This is a genomic window from Pseudomonas sp. PA-7-1E (assembly GCF_021605325.1).
Classification (GTDB): Bacteria; Pseudomonadota; Gammaproteobacteria; order Pseudomonadales; family Pseudomonadaceae; genus Aquipseudomonas; species Aquipseudomonas fluorescens_BV.
In genome coordinates this window covers 12,069-29,663 of the sequence record NZ_WKFA01000014.1, presented here as the reverse complement: position 1 = coordinate 29,663, position 17,595 = coordinate 12,069, and the positions used below count along the sequence as shown (strand labels likewise).

Below are 17,595 nucleotides of genomic sequence, written 5' to 3'. Positions count from 1 at the left end.
ACTCTCGACTAACAGATGGGGCTATTGGGGTGGCTCAATTCATCCCAGGCAGTTGGACTTTAGGTTTCACGTCGTTCTGCACGACGGAGGCCATTGGTGCAACCACTCCCTGGCTCTTGAGCAATTCGCCCATGGTCGCCTTGATTCGGTACTGAGTAAATAACTGAATGTTCTTGATTTCTTCCAGGCGGCGGGAAGCGGTGAACAATTCATTTTCGCTGTCGAGCAAATCCAACAGCGTACGTTGACCAAGGCTGAACTGTTGCTGGTAGGACGTGCGTACGCGGGTGCTGTGATCCACGTACTGCTGGGCGACCGGCAATTGCGCATTGGCGTTGTTCAGGGCGTTCCAGGCCAAGCCTAGTTCTTCATTGAGTTGGCGCAAGGCATTGTTACGGATGTCCAGCGCCTGGTTGGCCTGGTAGGACTTCGATTGCAGGTCGGCCTTGTTGCTACCACCGGCGAACAGGTTGAAGCGCATGCGCACCATGGCTTCCCAACCATTGCTGTGGTTGGGATCACCGGAGACGTTGTTGTCGGCGTTGGTACCCAATTCAGCGTCAAAACGCGGATAGAAGTTGGACTTGGCGGCGTCGTACTGCTTCTCGGCGGCAGAGATATCCGACTCGGCCGAACGCAGGATCGGGCTGTTGTCGAGCATCTGGCGACGCGCTTCATTCAGGTCGGCCGGCAGCATGGCCATGAATGGGGCCGGACGCTCGAGTTCGTCGGGCATCTGGCCGACGGCGCTGAGGTAGTTGACCTGCGCATCGGCCAGGTTGGTCTGCTCGGTGATCAAGTTGTTACGGGCCTGGGCCAGGCGCGCTTCGGCCTGGTCCTGGTCGGCACCGTTGCCGACGCCGCGCTCGGTGCGCAACTTGATCTGGTCGTAGATGCGTTCGTGGTTGCGCAGGTTATCTTCGGCCAGGCGTACGAACTCACGACGGGTCAATACTTCCAGGTAAACCTGGGCAACGGTCAGCGCGGTGCGCTCCGAAGTCCCGAGCAAAGAGTAAGCGCGGGAATTAACGTTGGCTTGTTGACGCCCGACTTCGCTGGAGGTGGCGAAACCGTCAAAAATCATTTGCTGCAGGCGCAGGCTGGATTCACCGCGGTTGAGCGTGTCCCAGTGATTGCCGCCAGGATTGTTGGCGCGGGTGGTGGCGTTGTCGGTTCCTTGGCGGCCGTAACCGGCGTTCAGGTCGACACGCGGCAGGTAGCCGCCTTGTGCAGCGCGCAATTGGTAATCGGCAGCGATGCGGCTGTTAACACCTGCCTGGATTTCCGGGTGTACATCCAATGCCTGTTGCATGGCTTGGGGCAGTGTCTGGGCTTGTACGAAACTGGCGGCGAGAACGAACGGTATTGCCTTGAACAGGTGCAGACGCATTTAAAATTCCCTAGGACTTCTTGTCTCAAATCACAGCGATTGGCACCGCTGCGTCGGATAATGGCTACCGTAATGACCGTACGTCGGAAAGTTCAAAAAGCGGAACTGCTTCACACACATGTAGGACGGTTCGCCGCATAAATATCAATGTGACATTACGGGGCCGATTGTTTAGGATGGCGGCCCTAAGGTCAATAGTTTGGCACTAACTAGATAGCTAAAAAATCTAGCCAATTATTTGACGTCAATGCATATATAGACTACGCCCTCCCAATTGGCAGCCCTAATAGCGCGCTGCGAAATGGAATTTGTCGAAACGGATCGCCGGAGAAAATTTTAATGAGCAGTGTTGTTGCCATCGTCAAAAGCATTGTTGGTCAAGTTTTCGTTATTTCTCCGGAAGGTGCTCGGCGCGTCCTCGTTGAAGGTGATCGCTTGTTCGCGGGCGACCAGATCGACACCGGTATGTCGGGCGCCGTGAGCCTGGAGCTGGCCGACGGTCGCATTCTGGACCTGGGCCGTGACACCCAGTGGAGCGCCGACCTGCCGGACTCCAGCCTCGACCTCGCCGCTGCCAGCGAGCAAGCCGCGCCATCGGTTGCCGAGCTGCAACAAGCCATCGCCGCTGGCGCCGACCCGACCACCGACCTGGAAGCCACTGCCGCCGGCGCAAACGCTGCCGGTAACGGCGCAGCCGGGGGTGGCCACAGCTTCGTGGTGCTGGACGCGACCGCCGGCCGTGTCGATCCGACCATCGGCTTCCCCACCGGTACGCTTGGTCAGGGCACTTCGGCTCTCAACGCGCTGACCGGTGCCCCAGGCTCCGCTGACGCGGGCAACCTGGTGCTGCAGCCTTCGACCCTGTCCCTGAGCGCAACCCCCACCATCACCGAAGCCGGTGGTGTGCTGACCTACACCGCGACCGTGACGCGGCCATCCAGCAGCGACCTTACCGTCACCTTGTCCAATGGCGCGGTGATTACTATCCCGTCAGGCCAACTGACCGGTACAGTCAACGTACCCCTGGCGCCCAACGACACCCCGTACAACGACCCTAGCCAGATCAGCGTGGGCGTTACGGGCACCACCGGTGGCGGCAACCTGGTATTGACCATCGACCCTAACCCGGCCGTGACGCAGATCACCGACACCATCGACACCACCACGGTCACTCTAACGGCTGGTTCGACCGTGACCGAAGGCGGCCAGATCACCTACACCGCCACCTTGACCAACCCGGCGCAGACGCCGGTGAATGTCACCTTGAGCAATGGCTCGGTGATCACGATCAAGGCCGGTGAGTCGACAGGCAGCGTTGTCGTAGATGCGCCAGCTAACGACGTCTACAACAACGGCTCGACGGTCAGCACCACGATCACGGGCGCAACGGGCGGTAACTTCGAGAACCTGGTACCGAATACCACGCCAGCGGTTACCACCATTACCGATTCGATCGACACCACCACGGTCACCCTGACCGCGGGTACGACCGTGACCGAAGGCGGCCAGATCACCTACACCGCCACCCTGACCAACCCGGCGCAGACCCCGGTGAACGTCACCTTGAGCAATGGCTCGGTGATCACCATCAAGGCGGGCGAATCGACGGGTACCGTTGTGGTCGATACGCCGGCCAACGACGTTTACAACAATGGTTCGACGGTCAGCACCACGATCACGGGCGCAACGGGCGGTAACTTCGAGAACCTGGTACCGAATACCACGCCAGCGGTCACCACCATTACCGATTCGATCGACACCACCACGGTCACCCTGACCGCGGGTTCGACCGTGACCGAAGGCGGCCAGATCACCTACACCGCCACCCTGACCAACCCAGCGCAGACCCCGGTGAACGTCACCTTGAGCAATGGCTCGGTGATCACCATCAAGGCGGGCGAATCGACGGGTACCGTTGTGGTCGATACGCCGGCCAACGACGTTTACAACAATGGCTCTACCGTCAGCACCACCATCACGGGCGCAACGGGCGGTAACTTCGAGAACCTGGTACCGAATACCACGCCAGCGGTCACCACCATTACCGATTCGATCGACACCACCACGGTCACCCTGACCGCTGGTTCGACCGTGACCGAAGGCGGTCAGATCACCTACACCGCCACCTTGACCAACCCGGCGCAGACGCCTGTGAATGTCACCTTGAGCAATGGCTCGGTGATCACCATCAAGGCCGGTGAGTCGACAGGCAGCGTTGTCGTTGATACGCCAGCTAATGACGTCTACGTCAACGGCAGCACCGTCAGTACGACGATTACGGGCGCGACTGGCGGCAATTTCGAGAGCCTGGTGCCGAGCACCACGCCAGCGGTTACCACCATTACCGATTCGATCGACACCACCACTGTGACGCTGACAGCCCCAACCGAGGCGAACGAAGGTGGTCAGGTGACGTATACCGCCACGCTTTCCAATAAAGCGGGCACTGATGTCACGTTGAAGTTGGACAACGGCTCAAGCATCACCATCAAAGCTGGCGAAACCGTTGGCACCGTGACCGTGCCCGCCCCTACCGATGACGTGTTCATCGACAAAAGCACCCAAACGGTCAAGATCACCGAAACCACCGGCGGCAACTTCGAAAAACTGGAAGTTGCAGGTAACGGCGCGACCACCACGATCAACGACACCATCGACAAAGTTGATGTGGTTCTGACCGCTACCACCACCGTTGGCGAAGGCGGCAACATCGTCTACACCGCCAGCCTTGTGGATAAAAACGGCGCACCGGTGACTAACATCACTAACCCGTTGACCGTCACTTTGGATAACGGTCAGACCATTACTATCGGTGTTAACCAATCCAGCGGCACCGTTACCACCGTGGCGCCAGACGATATTTATAAAGGCGATCAGACCGTCACCGCTGCTATCAAGGGTGTGACCGGCGGCGAGCATTTTGAAAATCTGGTTCCAGGTACTACCCCAGTTAACACGACCGTTACCGATACACCGGGCACCGATAACACCACTACCGTGACACTGACGGCTCCGACCGAGGCGAATGAGGGTGGCGAGATCACTTACACCGCCACGCTTTCCAACAAAGCGGGCACTGACGTCACGCTGAAGTTGGATAACGGCTCAAGCATCACCATCAAAGCTGGCGAAACCGTTGGCACCGTGACCGTCCCTGCGCCTACCGATGACGTGTTCATCGACAAGAGCACGCAGACCGTTCAGATCACCGAGGCCACTGGCGGCAACTTCGAAAAACTCGAAGTGGCAGGCAACGGCGCGACCACCACGATCAACGACACCATCGACAAGGTCGATGTAGTTCTGACGGCCACTACCACTGTCGGCGAAGGCGGCAACATCGTCTACACCGCCAGCCTTGTGGATAAAAACGGCGCACCGGTGACTAACATCACTAACCCGCTGACCGTGACCTTGGATAACGGCAAGACAATCACCATCGGTGTGAACCAGTCGAGTGGCTCTGTCACCACTATCGCGCCGGATGACGTTTATAAAGGCGACCAGACCGTCACTACCGCTATCAAAGGCGTCACTGGTGGCGAGCACTTTGAAAACTTGGTCCCTGGCACGACGGCAGTGAACACCACTGTCACCGACACCCCCGATACCGACAACACAACGACTGTCATCCTGACTGCGCCAAATGCAGTTAACGAAGGTGGCCAGATCACCTACACCGCAACCTTGAGCAACAAGGCCGGCACCGACGTCACGCTGAAACTCGACAACGGCTCAAGCATCACCATCAAGGCTGGCGAAACCGTAGGCACCGTCACTGTCCCTGCGCCTACCGATGACGTGTTCATCGACAAGAGCACACAGACCGTCAAGATCACCGAGACCACTGGCGGCAACTTCGAGAAGTTAGAAGTCGCAGGCAACGGCGCGACCACCACGATCAACGACACCATCGACAAAGTCGACGTAGTCCTGACCGCCACCACCACCGTCGGTGAAGGCGGCAATATCGTCTACACCGCCAGCCTTGTGGATAAAAACGGCGCGCCGGTGACCAACATCACCAACCCGCTGACCGTTACCTTGGACAACGGTAAAACCATCACCATCGGCGTAAACCAATCGAGCGGTAGCGTTTCGGTTGTTGCTCCTGATGATGTGTACAAGGGCGACCAAACCGTCACCACCGCCATCAAAGGCGTGACCGGCGGCGAGCACTTCGAAAATCTGGTTCCAGGTACTACCCCGGTTAACACCACCGTTACTGATACACCGGGCACCGATAACACCACTACCGTAACGCTGACAGCTCCGACCGAGGCGAATGAGGGTGGCCAGATCACTTATACCGCCACGCTTTCCAACAAAGCGGGCACTGACGTCACGCTGAAGTTGGACAACGGCTCGTCGATCACCATCAAGGCTGGCGAAACTGTTGGGACCGTCACCGTGCCCGCCCCTACCGATGACGTGTTCATCGACAAGAGCACGCAGACCGTCAAGATAACCGAGACCACTGGCGGCAACTTCGAGAAGTTAGAAGTCGCAGGCAACGGCGCAACCACCACGATCAACGACACCATCGACAAGGTCGATGTAGTTCTGACGGCCACTACCACTGTCGGCGAAGGCGGCAACATCGTCTACACCGCCAGCCTTGTGGATAAAAACGGCGCGCCGGTGACCAACATCAACAATCCGCTGACTGTGACTTTGGATAACGGCCAGACCATCACTATTGGCGTAAACCAATCGAGCGGTAGCGTTTCGGTTCTAGCTCCTGATGATGTGTACAAAGGCGACCAGACCGTTACCACTGCTATCAAAGGCGTCACTGGCGGCGAGCACTTTGAAAATCTGGCTCCAGGTACTACCCCGGTTAACACCACCGTTACTGATACACCAGGTACAGACAACATCACTACTGTGACGCTGACAGCGCCTAACGCTGTTAACGAAGGTGGACAGATTACGTACACCGCCACGCTTTCCAACAAAGCGGGCACTGACGTAACACTGAAACTCGACAACGGTTCAAGCATCACCATCAAGGCCGGCGACACTGTTGGCACTGTGACCGTGCCCGCCCCTACCGATGACGTGTTCATCGATAAGAGCACCCAGACCGTCAAGATCACCGAAACCAGTGGTGGCAACTTCGAAAAGCTCGAAGTGGCAGGCAGCGGCGCGACCACTACGATCAACGACACCATCGACAAGGTTGATGTAGTTCTGACCGCCACTACCACTGTTGGTGAAGGCGGCAATATCGTCTACACCGCTAGCCTCGTGGATAAAAACGGCGCACCGGTGACCAACATCACCAATCCGCTGACCGTCACCCTCGATAACGGCAAGACCATCACCATTGGCGTAAACCAATCGAGCGGTAGCGTTTCGGTTATTGCTCCTGATGATGTGTATAAGGGCGACCAAACCGTCACCACGGCTATCAAAGGCGTGACTGGCGGCGAGCATTTTGAAAACCTGGTCCCAGGTACAGATAACGTCACTACAACTGTGACTGATACACCGGGTACCGACAACACCACTACCGTGACGCTGACGGCTCCGACCGAGGCGAGCGAAGGTAGTCAGATTACCTATACCGCGACCTTGAGCAACAAGGCTGGCACTGACGTCACCCTGAAGCTGGATAACGGCTCGTCGATCATGATCAAGGCTGGCGACACTGTTGGCACCGTGACTGTCCCTGCGCCTACCGATGACGTGTTCATCGACAAGAGCACGCAGACGGTCAAGATCACCGAAACCACCGGCGGCAATTTCGAAAAACTCGAAGTGGCAGGCGACGGCACAACCACCACCATCAATGACACCATCGACAAGGTAGATGTGGTCCTGACCGCTACTACCACCGTCGGCGAAGGCGGCAATATCGTCTACACCGCCAGCCTTGTGGATAAAAACGGCGCACCGGTGACCAACATCACCAATCCGCTGACCGTGACCCTGGATAACGGCAAGACCATCACTATTGGCGTAAACCAGTCGAGCGGTTCTATCACCACCATCGCGCCGGATGACGTGTACAAAGGCGACCAGACCGTCACTACCGCCATCAAAGGCGTGACCGGCGGCGAGCACTTTGAAAATCTGGTTCCAGGTACTACCCCGGTTAACACCACCGTTACTGATACACCGGGCACCGATAACACCACTACCGTAACGCTGACAGCTCCGACCGAAGCGAATGAGGGTGGCCAGATCACCTATACCGCGACCTTGAGCAATAAGGCCGGTACCGACGTCACGCTGAAGTTGGATAACGGCTCTTCGATCACCATCAAGGCTGGCGACACGGTTGGCACCGTGACTGTCCCTGCGCCTACCGATGACGTGTTCATCGACAAGAGCACGCAGACGGTCAAGATCACCGAAACCACCGGCGGCAACTTCGAAAAACTGGAAGTTGCAGGCAGCGGCGCAACGACCACGATCAACGACACGATCGACAAAGTTGATGTGGTTCTGACCGCTACCGCCACCGTTGGTGAAGGCGGCAACATCGTCTACACCGCCAGCCTTGTGGATAAAAACGGCGCACCGGTGACTAACATCACCAATCCGCTGACCGTCACCCTCGATAACGGCAAGACCATTACCATTGGTGTGAATCAGTCGAGTGGCTCTATCACCACCATCGCGCCGGATGATGTGTACAAAGGCGACCAAACTGTCACTACCGCCATCAAAAGCGTGACCGGCGGCGAGCACTTCGAAAACCTGGTCCCTGGCACGACGGCAGTGAACACTACTGTCACCGATAACCCTGGCACCGATAACACCACCACCGTTACGTTGACGGCTCCGGCTGAGGCAAACGAAGGTGGTCAGATTACGTACACCGCGACCTTGAGCAACAAGGCCGGTACTGACGTCATCTTGAAGCTGGATAACGGCTCTTCGATCACCATCAAGGCTGGCGACACGGTTGGCACCGTAACCGTGCCCGCGCCGACCGATGACGTGTTCATCGATAAGAGCACTCAGACCGTCAAGATCACCGACGCTTCCGGCGGCAACTTCGAAAAACTGGAAGTTGCAGGTAACGGCGCGACCACCACGATCAACGACACCATCGACAAAGTTGATGTGGTCCTGACGGCCACCACCACCGTTGGTGAAGGCGGCAACATCGTCTACACCGCTAGCCTTGTGGATAAAAACGGTGCGCCGGTGACTAACATCACCAATCCGTTGACCGTCACCTTGGATAATGGCCAGACCATCACCATCGGCGTAAACCAATCGAGCGGTAGCGTTTCGGTTATTGCTCCTGATGATGTGTATAAGGGCGACCAAACCGTCACCACGGCTATCAAAAGCGTGACTGGCGGCGAGCACTTCGAAAACCTGGTCCCTGGCACTACGGCAGTGAACACCACTGTCACCGATACCCCCGGTACCGACAACACAACGACTGTCACCCTGACTGCGCCAAGTGCGGTTAACGAAGGTGGTCAGATTACCTACACCGCGACCTTGAGCAACAAGGCTGGCACTGACGTCACCCTGAAGCTGGATAACGGCTCGTCGATCACGATCAAGGCTGGCGACACTGTTGGCACCGTCACTGTCCCTGCGCCTACCGATGACATGTTCATCGACAAGAGCACGCAGACGGTCAAGATCACCGAAACCACCGGCGGCAACTTCGAAAAACTCGAAGTGGCAGGCAACGGCGCAACGACCACGATCAACGACACCATCGACAAAGTTGATGTGGTCCTGACGGCCACCACCACCGTTGGCGAAGGCGGCAACATCGTCTACACCGCCAGCCTTGTGGATAAAAACGGTGCGCCGGTGACTAACATCACCAACCCGTTGACCGTCACCTTGGATAATGGCCAGACCATCACCATCGGCGTAAACCAGACTAGCGGTAGCGTTTCGGTTCTTGCTCCTGATGATGTCTATAAAGGCGATCAAACCGTCACCACCGCTATCAAGGGTGTTACCGGCGGCGAGCACTTCGAAAATCTGGTTCCAGGTACTACCCCGGTTAACACCACCGTTACTGATACACCGGGCACCGATAACACCACTACCGTAACGCTGACAGCTCCGACCGAAGCGAATGAGGGTGGCCAGATCACCTATACCGCGACCTTGAGCAATAAGGCCGGTACCGACGTCACGCTGAAGTTGGATAACGGCTCTTCGATCACCATCAAGGCTGGCGACACGGTTGGCACTGTGACCGTGCCCGCTCCTAGCGATGACGTGTTCATCGATAAGAGCACTCAGACCGTCAAGATCACCGACGCTTCCGGCGGCAACTTCGAAAAACTGGAAGTTGCAGGCAGCGGCGCAACGACCACGATCAACGACACCATCGACAAGGTCGATGTGGTCCTGACGGCCACCACCACCGTTGGTGAAGGCGGCAACATCGTCTACACCGCCAGCCTTGTGGCTAAAAACGGCGCACCGGTGACTAACATCATCAATCCGCTGACCGTCACCCTCGATAACGGCAAGACCATCACCATTGGTGTGAATCAGTCGAGTGGCTCTATCACCACCATCGCGCCGGATGATGTGTACAAAGGCGATCAAACTGTCACTACCGCCATCAAAAGCGTGACCGGCGGCGAGCACTTCGAAAACCTGGTCCCTGGCACGACGGCAGTGAACACTACTGTCACCGATAACCCTGGCACCGATAACACCACCACCGTTACGTTGACGGCTCCGGCTGAGGCAAACGAAGGTGGGCAGATTACGTACACCGCCACGCTGTCCAACAAAGCGGGCACTGACGTAACACTGAAGCTCGACAACGGTTCAAGCATCACCATCAAGGCTGGCGACACCGTTGGCACCGTAACCGTGCCTGCGCCTACCGATGACGTGTTCATCGACAAGAGCACGCAGACCGTTCAGATCACCGAGACCACTGGTGGCAACTTCGAAAAACTGGAAGTCGCAGGGAATGGCGCAACCACCACAATCAACGACACCATCGACAAGGTTGATGTAGTCCTGACCGCGACCACCACCGTTGGCGAAGGCGGCAATATCGTCTACACCGCCAGCCTTGTGGATAAAAACGGCGCACCGGTGACCAACATCACCAATCCGCTCACCGTGACTCTGGACAACGGCAAGACCATCACCATCGGCGTAAACCAATCGAGCGGTAGCGTTTCGGTTCTTGCTCCTGATGATGTGTACAAGGGCGACCAAACTGTCACCACCGCTATCAAGGGTGTGACCGGCGGCGAGCATTTCGAAAATCTGGTCCCTGGCACTACCGCGGTGAACACCACCGTTACGGACACACCGGGTACCGATAACACCACCACGGTTACGCTGACTGCGCCAAGTGCCGTTAACGAAGGCGGCCAGATCACCTACACCGCGACCTTGAGCAACAAGGCCGGTACTGATGTCACCTTGAAGCTGGATAACGGCTCGTCGATCACTATCAAGGCTGGCGACACGGTTGGCACCGTGACCGTGCCCGCTCCTAGCGATGACGTGTTCATCGATAAGAGCACGCAGACCGTCAAGATCACCGACGCTTCCGGCGGCAACTTCGAAAAACTGGAAGTTGCAGGCAACGGCGCAACCACCACGATCAACGACACCATCGACAAAGTCGATGTGGTCCTGACGGCCACCACCTCCGTTGGTGAAGGCGGCAACATCGTCTACACCGCCAGCCTTGTGGATAAAAACGGTGCGCCGGTGACTAACATCACCAACCCGTTGACCGTCACCTTGGATAACGGCCAGACCATCACCATTGGCGTAAACCAGACTAGCGGTAGCGTTTCGGTTCTTGCTCCTGATGATGTCTATAAAGGCGATCAAACCGTCACCACCGCTATCAAGGGTGTGACCGGCGGCGAGCATTTCGAGAATCTGGTCCCTGGCACTACCGCGGTGAACACCACCGTTACTGATACACCGGGCACCGATAACACCACTACCGTAACGCTGACAGCACCGACCGAAGCGAATGAGGGTGGCCAGATCACCTATACGGCGACCTTGAGCAATAAGGCCGGTACTGACGTCACGCTGAAGTTGGATAACGGCTCTTCGATCACTATCAAGGCTGGCGACACCGTTGGCACTGTGACCGTGCCTGCGCCTAGCGATGACGTGTTCATCGACAAGAGCACCCAGACCGTACAGATCACCGAAACCACTGGCGGCAACTTCGAAAAACTCGAAGTTGCAGGCAGCGGCGCAACCACCACCATCAACGACACCATCGACAAAGTCGATGTGGTTCTGACCGCCACTACCACCGTTGGAGAGGGCGGCAATATCGTCTACACCGCCAGCCTTGTGGATAAAAACGGCGCGCTGGTGATTAACATCACCAATCCGTTGACCGTCACCTTGGATAATGGCCAGACCATCACCATCGGCGTAAACCAGACTAGCGGTAGCGTTTCGGTTCTTGCTCCTGATGATGTCTATAAAGGCGATCAAACCGTCACCACCGCTATCAAAGGCGTAACCGGCGGCGAGCATTTCGAGAACCTGGTGCCGGGCACTACCGCGGTGAACACCACCGTTACGGACACACCGGGTACCGACAACACCACTACTGTGACGCTGACAGCGCCAAGTGCCGTTAACGAAGGTGGTCAGATCACCTACACCGCGACCTTGAGCAATAAGGCCGGCACCGACGTCACGCTGAAACTCGACAATGGTTCAAGCATCACCATTAAGGCTGGCGACACTGTTGGCACCGTCACTGTCCCTGCGCCTACCGATGACGTGTTTATCGATAAAAGCACCCAGACCGTTAAGATCGCCGAGACCACCGGCGGCAATTTCGAAAAACTCGAAGTGGCAGGCGACGGCGCAACCACCACCATCAATGACACCATCGACAAGGTAGATGTGGTCCTGACCGCTACTACCACCGTCGGCGAAGGCGGCAATATCGTCTACACCGCCAGCCTTGTGGATAAAAACGGCGCACCGGTGACCAACATCACCAACCCGTTGACCGTTACCTTGGACAACGGCAAGACCATCACCATCGGCGTAAACCAATCAAGCGGTAGCGTTTCGGTTGTTGCTCCTGATGACGTGTACAAGGGCGACCAGACCGTCACCACTGCTATCAAAGGCGTGACCGGCGGCGAGCATTTTGAGAATCTGGTCCCTGGCACTACCGCGGTGAACACCACCGTTACGGACACTCCGGGTACCGACAACACCACTACTGTGACGCTGACAGCGCCTAACGCTGTTAACGAAGGTGGCCAGATTACGTACACCGCCACGCTGTCCAACAAGGCGGGGACCGACGTCACGCTGAAGTTGGACAACGGCTCGTCGATCACAATCAAGGCTGGCGAGACCGTGGGCACCGTAACTGTGCCTGCGCCTACCGATGACGTGTTCATCGACAAGAGCACTCAGACCGTCAAGATCACCGACGCTTCCGGCGGCAACTTCGAAAAACTGGAAGTGGCAGGCAACGGCGCAACCACCACGATCAACGACACCATCGACAAGGTGGATGTAGTTCTGACCGCCACCACCACCGTTGGCGAAGGCGGCAACATCGTCTACACCGCCAGCCTTGTGGATAAAAACGGCGCAGCGGTGACCAACATCACCAATCCGCTGACCGTCACCTTGGACAATGGCAAAACCATCACCATCGGTGTGAATCAGTCGAGCGGTTCCATCACCACCGTAGCGCCAAACGACGTCTACAAAGGCGACCAAACCGTCACCACCGCCATCAAAGGCGTGACCGGTGGCGAGCATTTCGAGAACCTCGTGCCGGGCACGACGGCGGTGAACACCACCGTCACCGACACACCAGGCTCCACCGACCTGACCACCGTCACCTTGACTGCCCCGACCGCGGTCAACGAAGGCGGCCAGATCACCTACACCGCCACCTTGAGCAACAAGGCCGGCAGCGACATGCTGGTCCAGCTCGACAACGGTTCGAGCATCACCATCAAGCAAGGTGAGACCATGGGCACGGTGACCGTCCCGGCGCCTACCGATGACGTGTTCATCGACAAGAGCACCCAGACCGTCAAGATCACCGGCACCACCGGCGGCAATTTCGAGGGGGTGACCATCACACCTGCGGGCGCCACGACCACCATCAACGACACCATCGACGACGTGACCGTGGTACTCAAGGCCACCGGTTCGGTCAGCGAAGGCGGGCAGATCGTCTACACCGCGTCCCTGGTCGACAAGAACGGCGCGGCCGTGAACAACGTGGGCTCCGACTTGGTGGTAAGGCTGGATAACGGCTCGACCATCACCATCGGCAGTGGCAAGTCCACCAGCTTCACGACAGCTACCGCACCGAACGATGCCTATGTCGGCGCCAATGATGTCAGCGCCAAGATCACCGGCGTGGTCAGCGGTGGCGACAAGTACGAGCATCTGATTGTTGACGCCAGCCCCGCGGTCACCAAGGTCACGGATGTAGTGACGGATACCAAAATCAGCATAACGGGCGATGGCTCGGTCACTGAAGGTGGCACAGCCCACTACACCCTGACCTTGACCAACCCGCCGCAAACCGACGTAACCGTGACGCTCAAATACAGCGGCACCGCCACTGACGGTTCGGACTTCACCGGCGTGTACACCGTGAAGATCCCGGCAGGCTCCAGCAGCGTGCCGTTTGATATCCGCACGCTCGACGACAAGATCACCGAGCCTACGGAACAGATCGTTATCACCATCGACAAGGTCACCGGAGGCAACTTCGAGAACCTGGTGATCGACAAAGGCACCGTCACCACCAACATCCTCGACAACGATGCGCCGCCGGTGATCGACCTGGATGCCAACAACTCCAGCGGCGCCACGGGTGCCGATTACAAGACGACATTTACCGAGGGTACCGCCGGGCCGGGCGTGTCGATCGCCGATACGGATATCAAGATCACTGACCCAGACAGCACACTGCTGACGGGCGCGACGGTCACGCTGACCAACGCACAGGCCGGTGATGCCCTGAACCTGGGCAATAGCGTGAATGGCATCAGCGTCAGCACCAACAACCAGACGGGCACTATTACCCTGACGTTGTCCGGCAGCGCAACGCTGGCTGACTACATGCAACGTATCCAGAACATCACGTTCACCAACAACAGCCACGACCCGAGCACCACACCGCGCACCATCACCGTGACGGTGACCGATGGCGGCAACTACTCCAACGTGGCCACCACCACCGTCAACGTGGTAGCGGTCAACGATGCACCAGTGGCCACTGGCGGTGCTGTGACCGGTACGGAAGACACGGCGCTGGCCCTGACCTGGGCCAACTTCGGCGTGAGCGATGTGGACTCGCCACAAGCCAGCCTCGGGGTGAAAATCACCGACCTGCCAGTAGCCGGCAAGCTGCAATACCTTGCGGCGGACGGCAGCACCTGGACCAACGTGACCAGCGGCCAGACCTTTACCAAGGCCCAGATCGATGGCGGCCAACTGCGCTTTATGCCGAACGCCAACGAGTCCGGCGCCGACGGTTACGGCGGCACTGGCGTGGGTAACAAGCAGGCGGATTACGCGCAGTTCAAGTTCCAGCCAACCGATGGCAAGGACCTGGGCACCAGCGCTACGGTGAAAGTCGATATCACCCCAGTGGCCGACGCACCGACCCTGAGCGTGGCCGACAACAACGTTGCCTCGACCGGCCTGGTCAAACAGGGCTGGAACAGCATCGCCGGCCTCGGCAACAACGGCAACGGTGCTGCACCGGACGTGCTGAAAAAAGCCATCGATAACGCGGGCACACCCAACAGCACCTCTGTGGTGACCAACGTCGAGTCCGTCGACAACGTGGCCGCTGGCTCTGGTTCCAAGATCTCCGGCCTGATCTACATGGAAGCGGGCAAGAGCTACACCTTCAGCGGTATCGCGGATGACAGCGTGGTGGTCAACGTTGGCGGTAAAGACGTTGCGAGCGGTTTGTGGGGTACCAACAGCGGCAAGTTCAGCGGCTCGTTCACGCCAACGACCACTGGTTACTACAGCCTTGAGATCTACCAGGCCAACCAAGCGGGGCCTGGCAGCTTTGACGTCAACCTGTCGGTCAACGGCGGGGCGGTGCAGAACCTGAGCACCAGCACCGTGCCGCTGTACACCGGCCTTACCGACCTGACCAACGCCGGCGTCACCGTATCCGACCTGCATGGCAGCAACGGTGACGGTTACTACGTGGGCTACAAGCTCAACGAAGGCCAGGAAAACGGCACGGTCAAATTGTCCAAGGTCACCACCGCGCTGACCGACACCGACGGCTCCGAAACCCTGAGCGTGAAGATCAGCGGCATTCCGGCAGGCTCGGTGCTCACTGACGCGTCGGGGCACACCTTTACTGCGGGTAAAACCGTGGGCGAAGTGAATGTCACGGGCTGGGACCTGAACACCCTGACCATCAAGCCGCCGACCTACTACAGCGGTCAGTTCAACCTGACGGTCACTTCGACGTCCACCGAGAGCATCGGCGGTTCAGCGACCACCACCGCGCAATTGCCCGTCACGGTGCACCCAGCGACCTACAATTCGGTCACCGGCACCTCGGGCAGCGACACCATCAATGGCAGCGATGGCAACGACATTGTCGTGGCCGACGTCGCCGGCTTGAACGTGGTGCAGGGCAAGAACTACAACATCGCGTTCATGATCGATACATCGGGCAGTATGGGTGCGGACTCGATAGCAGCGGCAAAAACCTCGCTGACCACCACGTTCAACTCGCTGAAAAACAGTATCGGCGCCAGCACTTCTGGCACTGTGAATATCTTCCTGGCGGATTTCAGCGACCAGGTCAATCGCACGGTGACAGTCAACCTGAAAGACCCAGGTGCATTGGACTCGCTGCAGAAAGTCCTGGATTCCATGGTGTCTACCGGCGGGACTAACTACGAAGACGTGTTCAAGGCCGCGGCCAACTTCTTCAAGAGTGCCCAGGCGACTGGCAACACTGGCGCTATCAATACAACGTACTTCATCACCGATGGTCAGCCGACGTTTTACCAAGCGTCCGAGCAGACCAACCCATACTTGTACGGCAACGTCAGGCTCGATGATGTCGTCACCATGAACAACTACACCATAGGTACCGCCACCCGGATCAACATCGATTCGAATAACTACCTTGATATCAACTCTGCCGGCAAGGTAACCCTCTGGTCTTACGGCTGGGGGTACAACAAGGGAATCATCCACGCCCAAGGGGATGGCACCTATGAAATATCGGTGCAAGGCGGCCTCGGCTACGATACCGACTACTCCACCACCCTCAACTCCAACAGCGCGTTCGCACTGCTTAAAGGTCTGTCCACAGGTGGCGTAGAAGCCATCGGCCTCAACAGTGGGGTCAGCCTGAATCAGTTGGCACCGTACGACAGCGATGGCAAGCCACAGGCCAACATCGATCCGAAGGACCTGGCCAACGCTATCCTCGGCCACACAGAGGCGACGTTGCCGGGCGCGGACACCGTCAGCGGTGGCGACGGCAACGACATCCTCTTCGGCGACCTGGTGAGCTTCAGCGGGATCAATGGCGAGGGTTACAACGCGCTGCAGGCCTTTGTCGCACAGAAGACCGGCGTGGCTGTCTCGGCAGTGACTGCCTCTAACGTTCACCAGTACGTCACCGAGCACTATGTGGACTTCGACGTCTCCGGCGCCAAAGATGCCGGCGATACACTGTTGGGCGGGGCTGGCGATGACATCCTGTTCGGCCAGGGCGGCAACGACCTTCTGGACGGCGGCAAAGGCAATGACATCCTGCTGGGTGGCACGGGTAACGACACGTTGATTGGCGGCCAGGGCAACGACATCCTGATCGGTGGCTCGGGGGCCGACACCTTCGTGTGGAAGGCGGGCGACATCGGCAACGATGTGATCAAGGACTTCAAGGCGTCCGAAGGCGACCGCATTGACCTGCGCGATTTGTTGAAAGGTGAAACCGACAGCACCATCGACAATTACCTCAAGATCACCACGGTAGAAGGTGTGTCGACCCTGCAAGTGAGCAGTGAAGGCAAGCTCAACGCCGCCGGTGGCCTGGCCAATGCTGATGTGACGATCAAACTGGAAGGCAACGATTGGTCCCACACCAGCATCAACTCGCTGATCAGTGGTGCCGACCCGACCATCAAGATCGATCACACCTAAGACGCGATTGATCGGCCGCCCTTCCAGGCGGCCGATTTTTTGGCCTACGGGTCGCTGGCCCTGGCGGA

The 17,595-nt window shown here is 58.0% G+C and carries 2 protein-coding genes; one reads left to right on the top strand and one right to left on the bottom strand.

Features of this window, described 5'->3' with window-relative positions; all coding sequences use genetic code 11:
- Positions 1 to 34: 34 nt before the first annotated feature.
- Positions 35 to 1,390, bottom strand: a complete 1,356-nt coding sequence (locus tag GIW79_RS11815) for a TolC family outer membrane protein (protein WP_034125411.1) — start codon at positions 1,388 to 1,390, stop codon at positions 35 to 37.
- Between the two features lie 339 nt (positions 1,391 to 1,729).
- On the opposite strand from GIW79_RS11815, the gene GIW79_RS11810 reads away from it, so the two are divergent.
- Complete coding sequence (locus GIW79_RS11810) at positions 1,730 to 17,527, top strand: LapA family giant adhesin (protein WP_236477369.1); 15,798 nt, start codon at positions 1,730 to 1,732, stop codon at positions 17,525 to 17,527.
- The last annotated feature ends 68 nt before the right edge of the window (positions 17,528 to 17,595 follow it).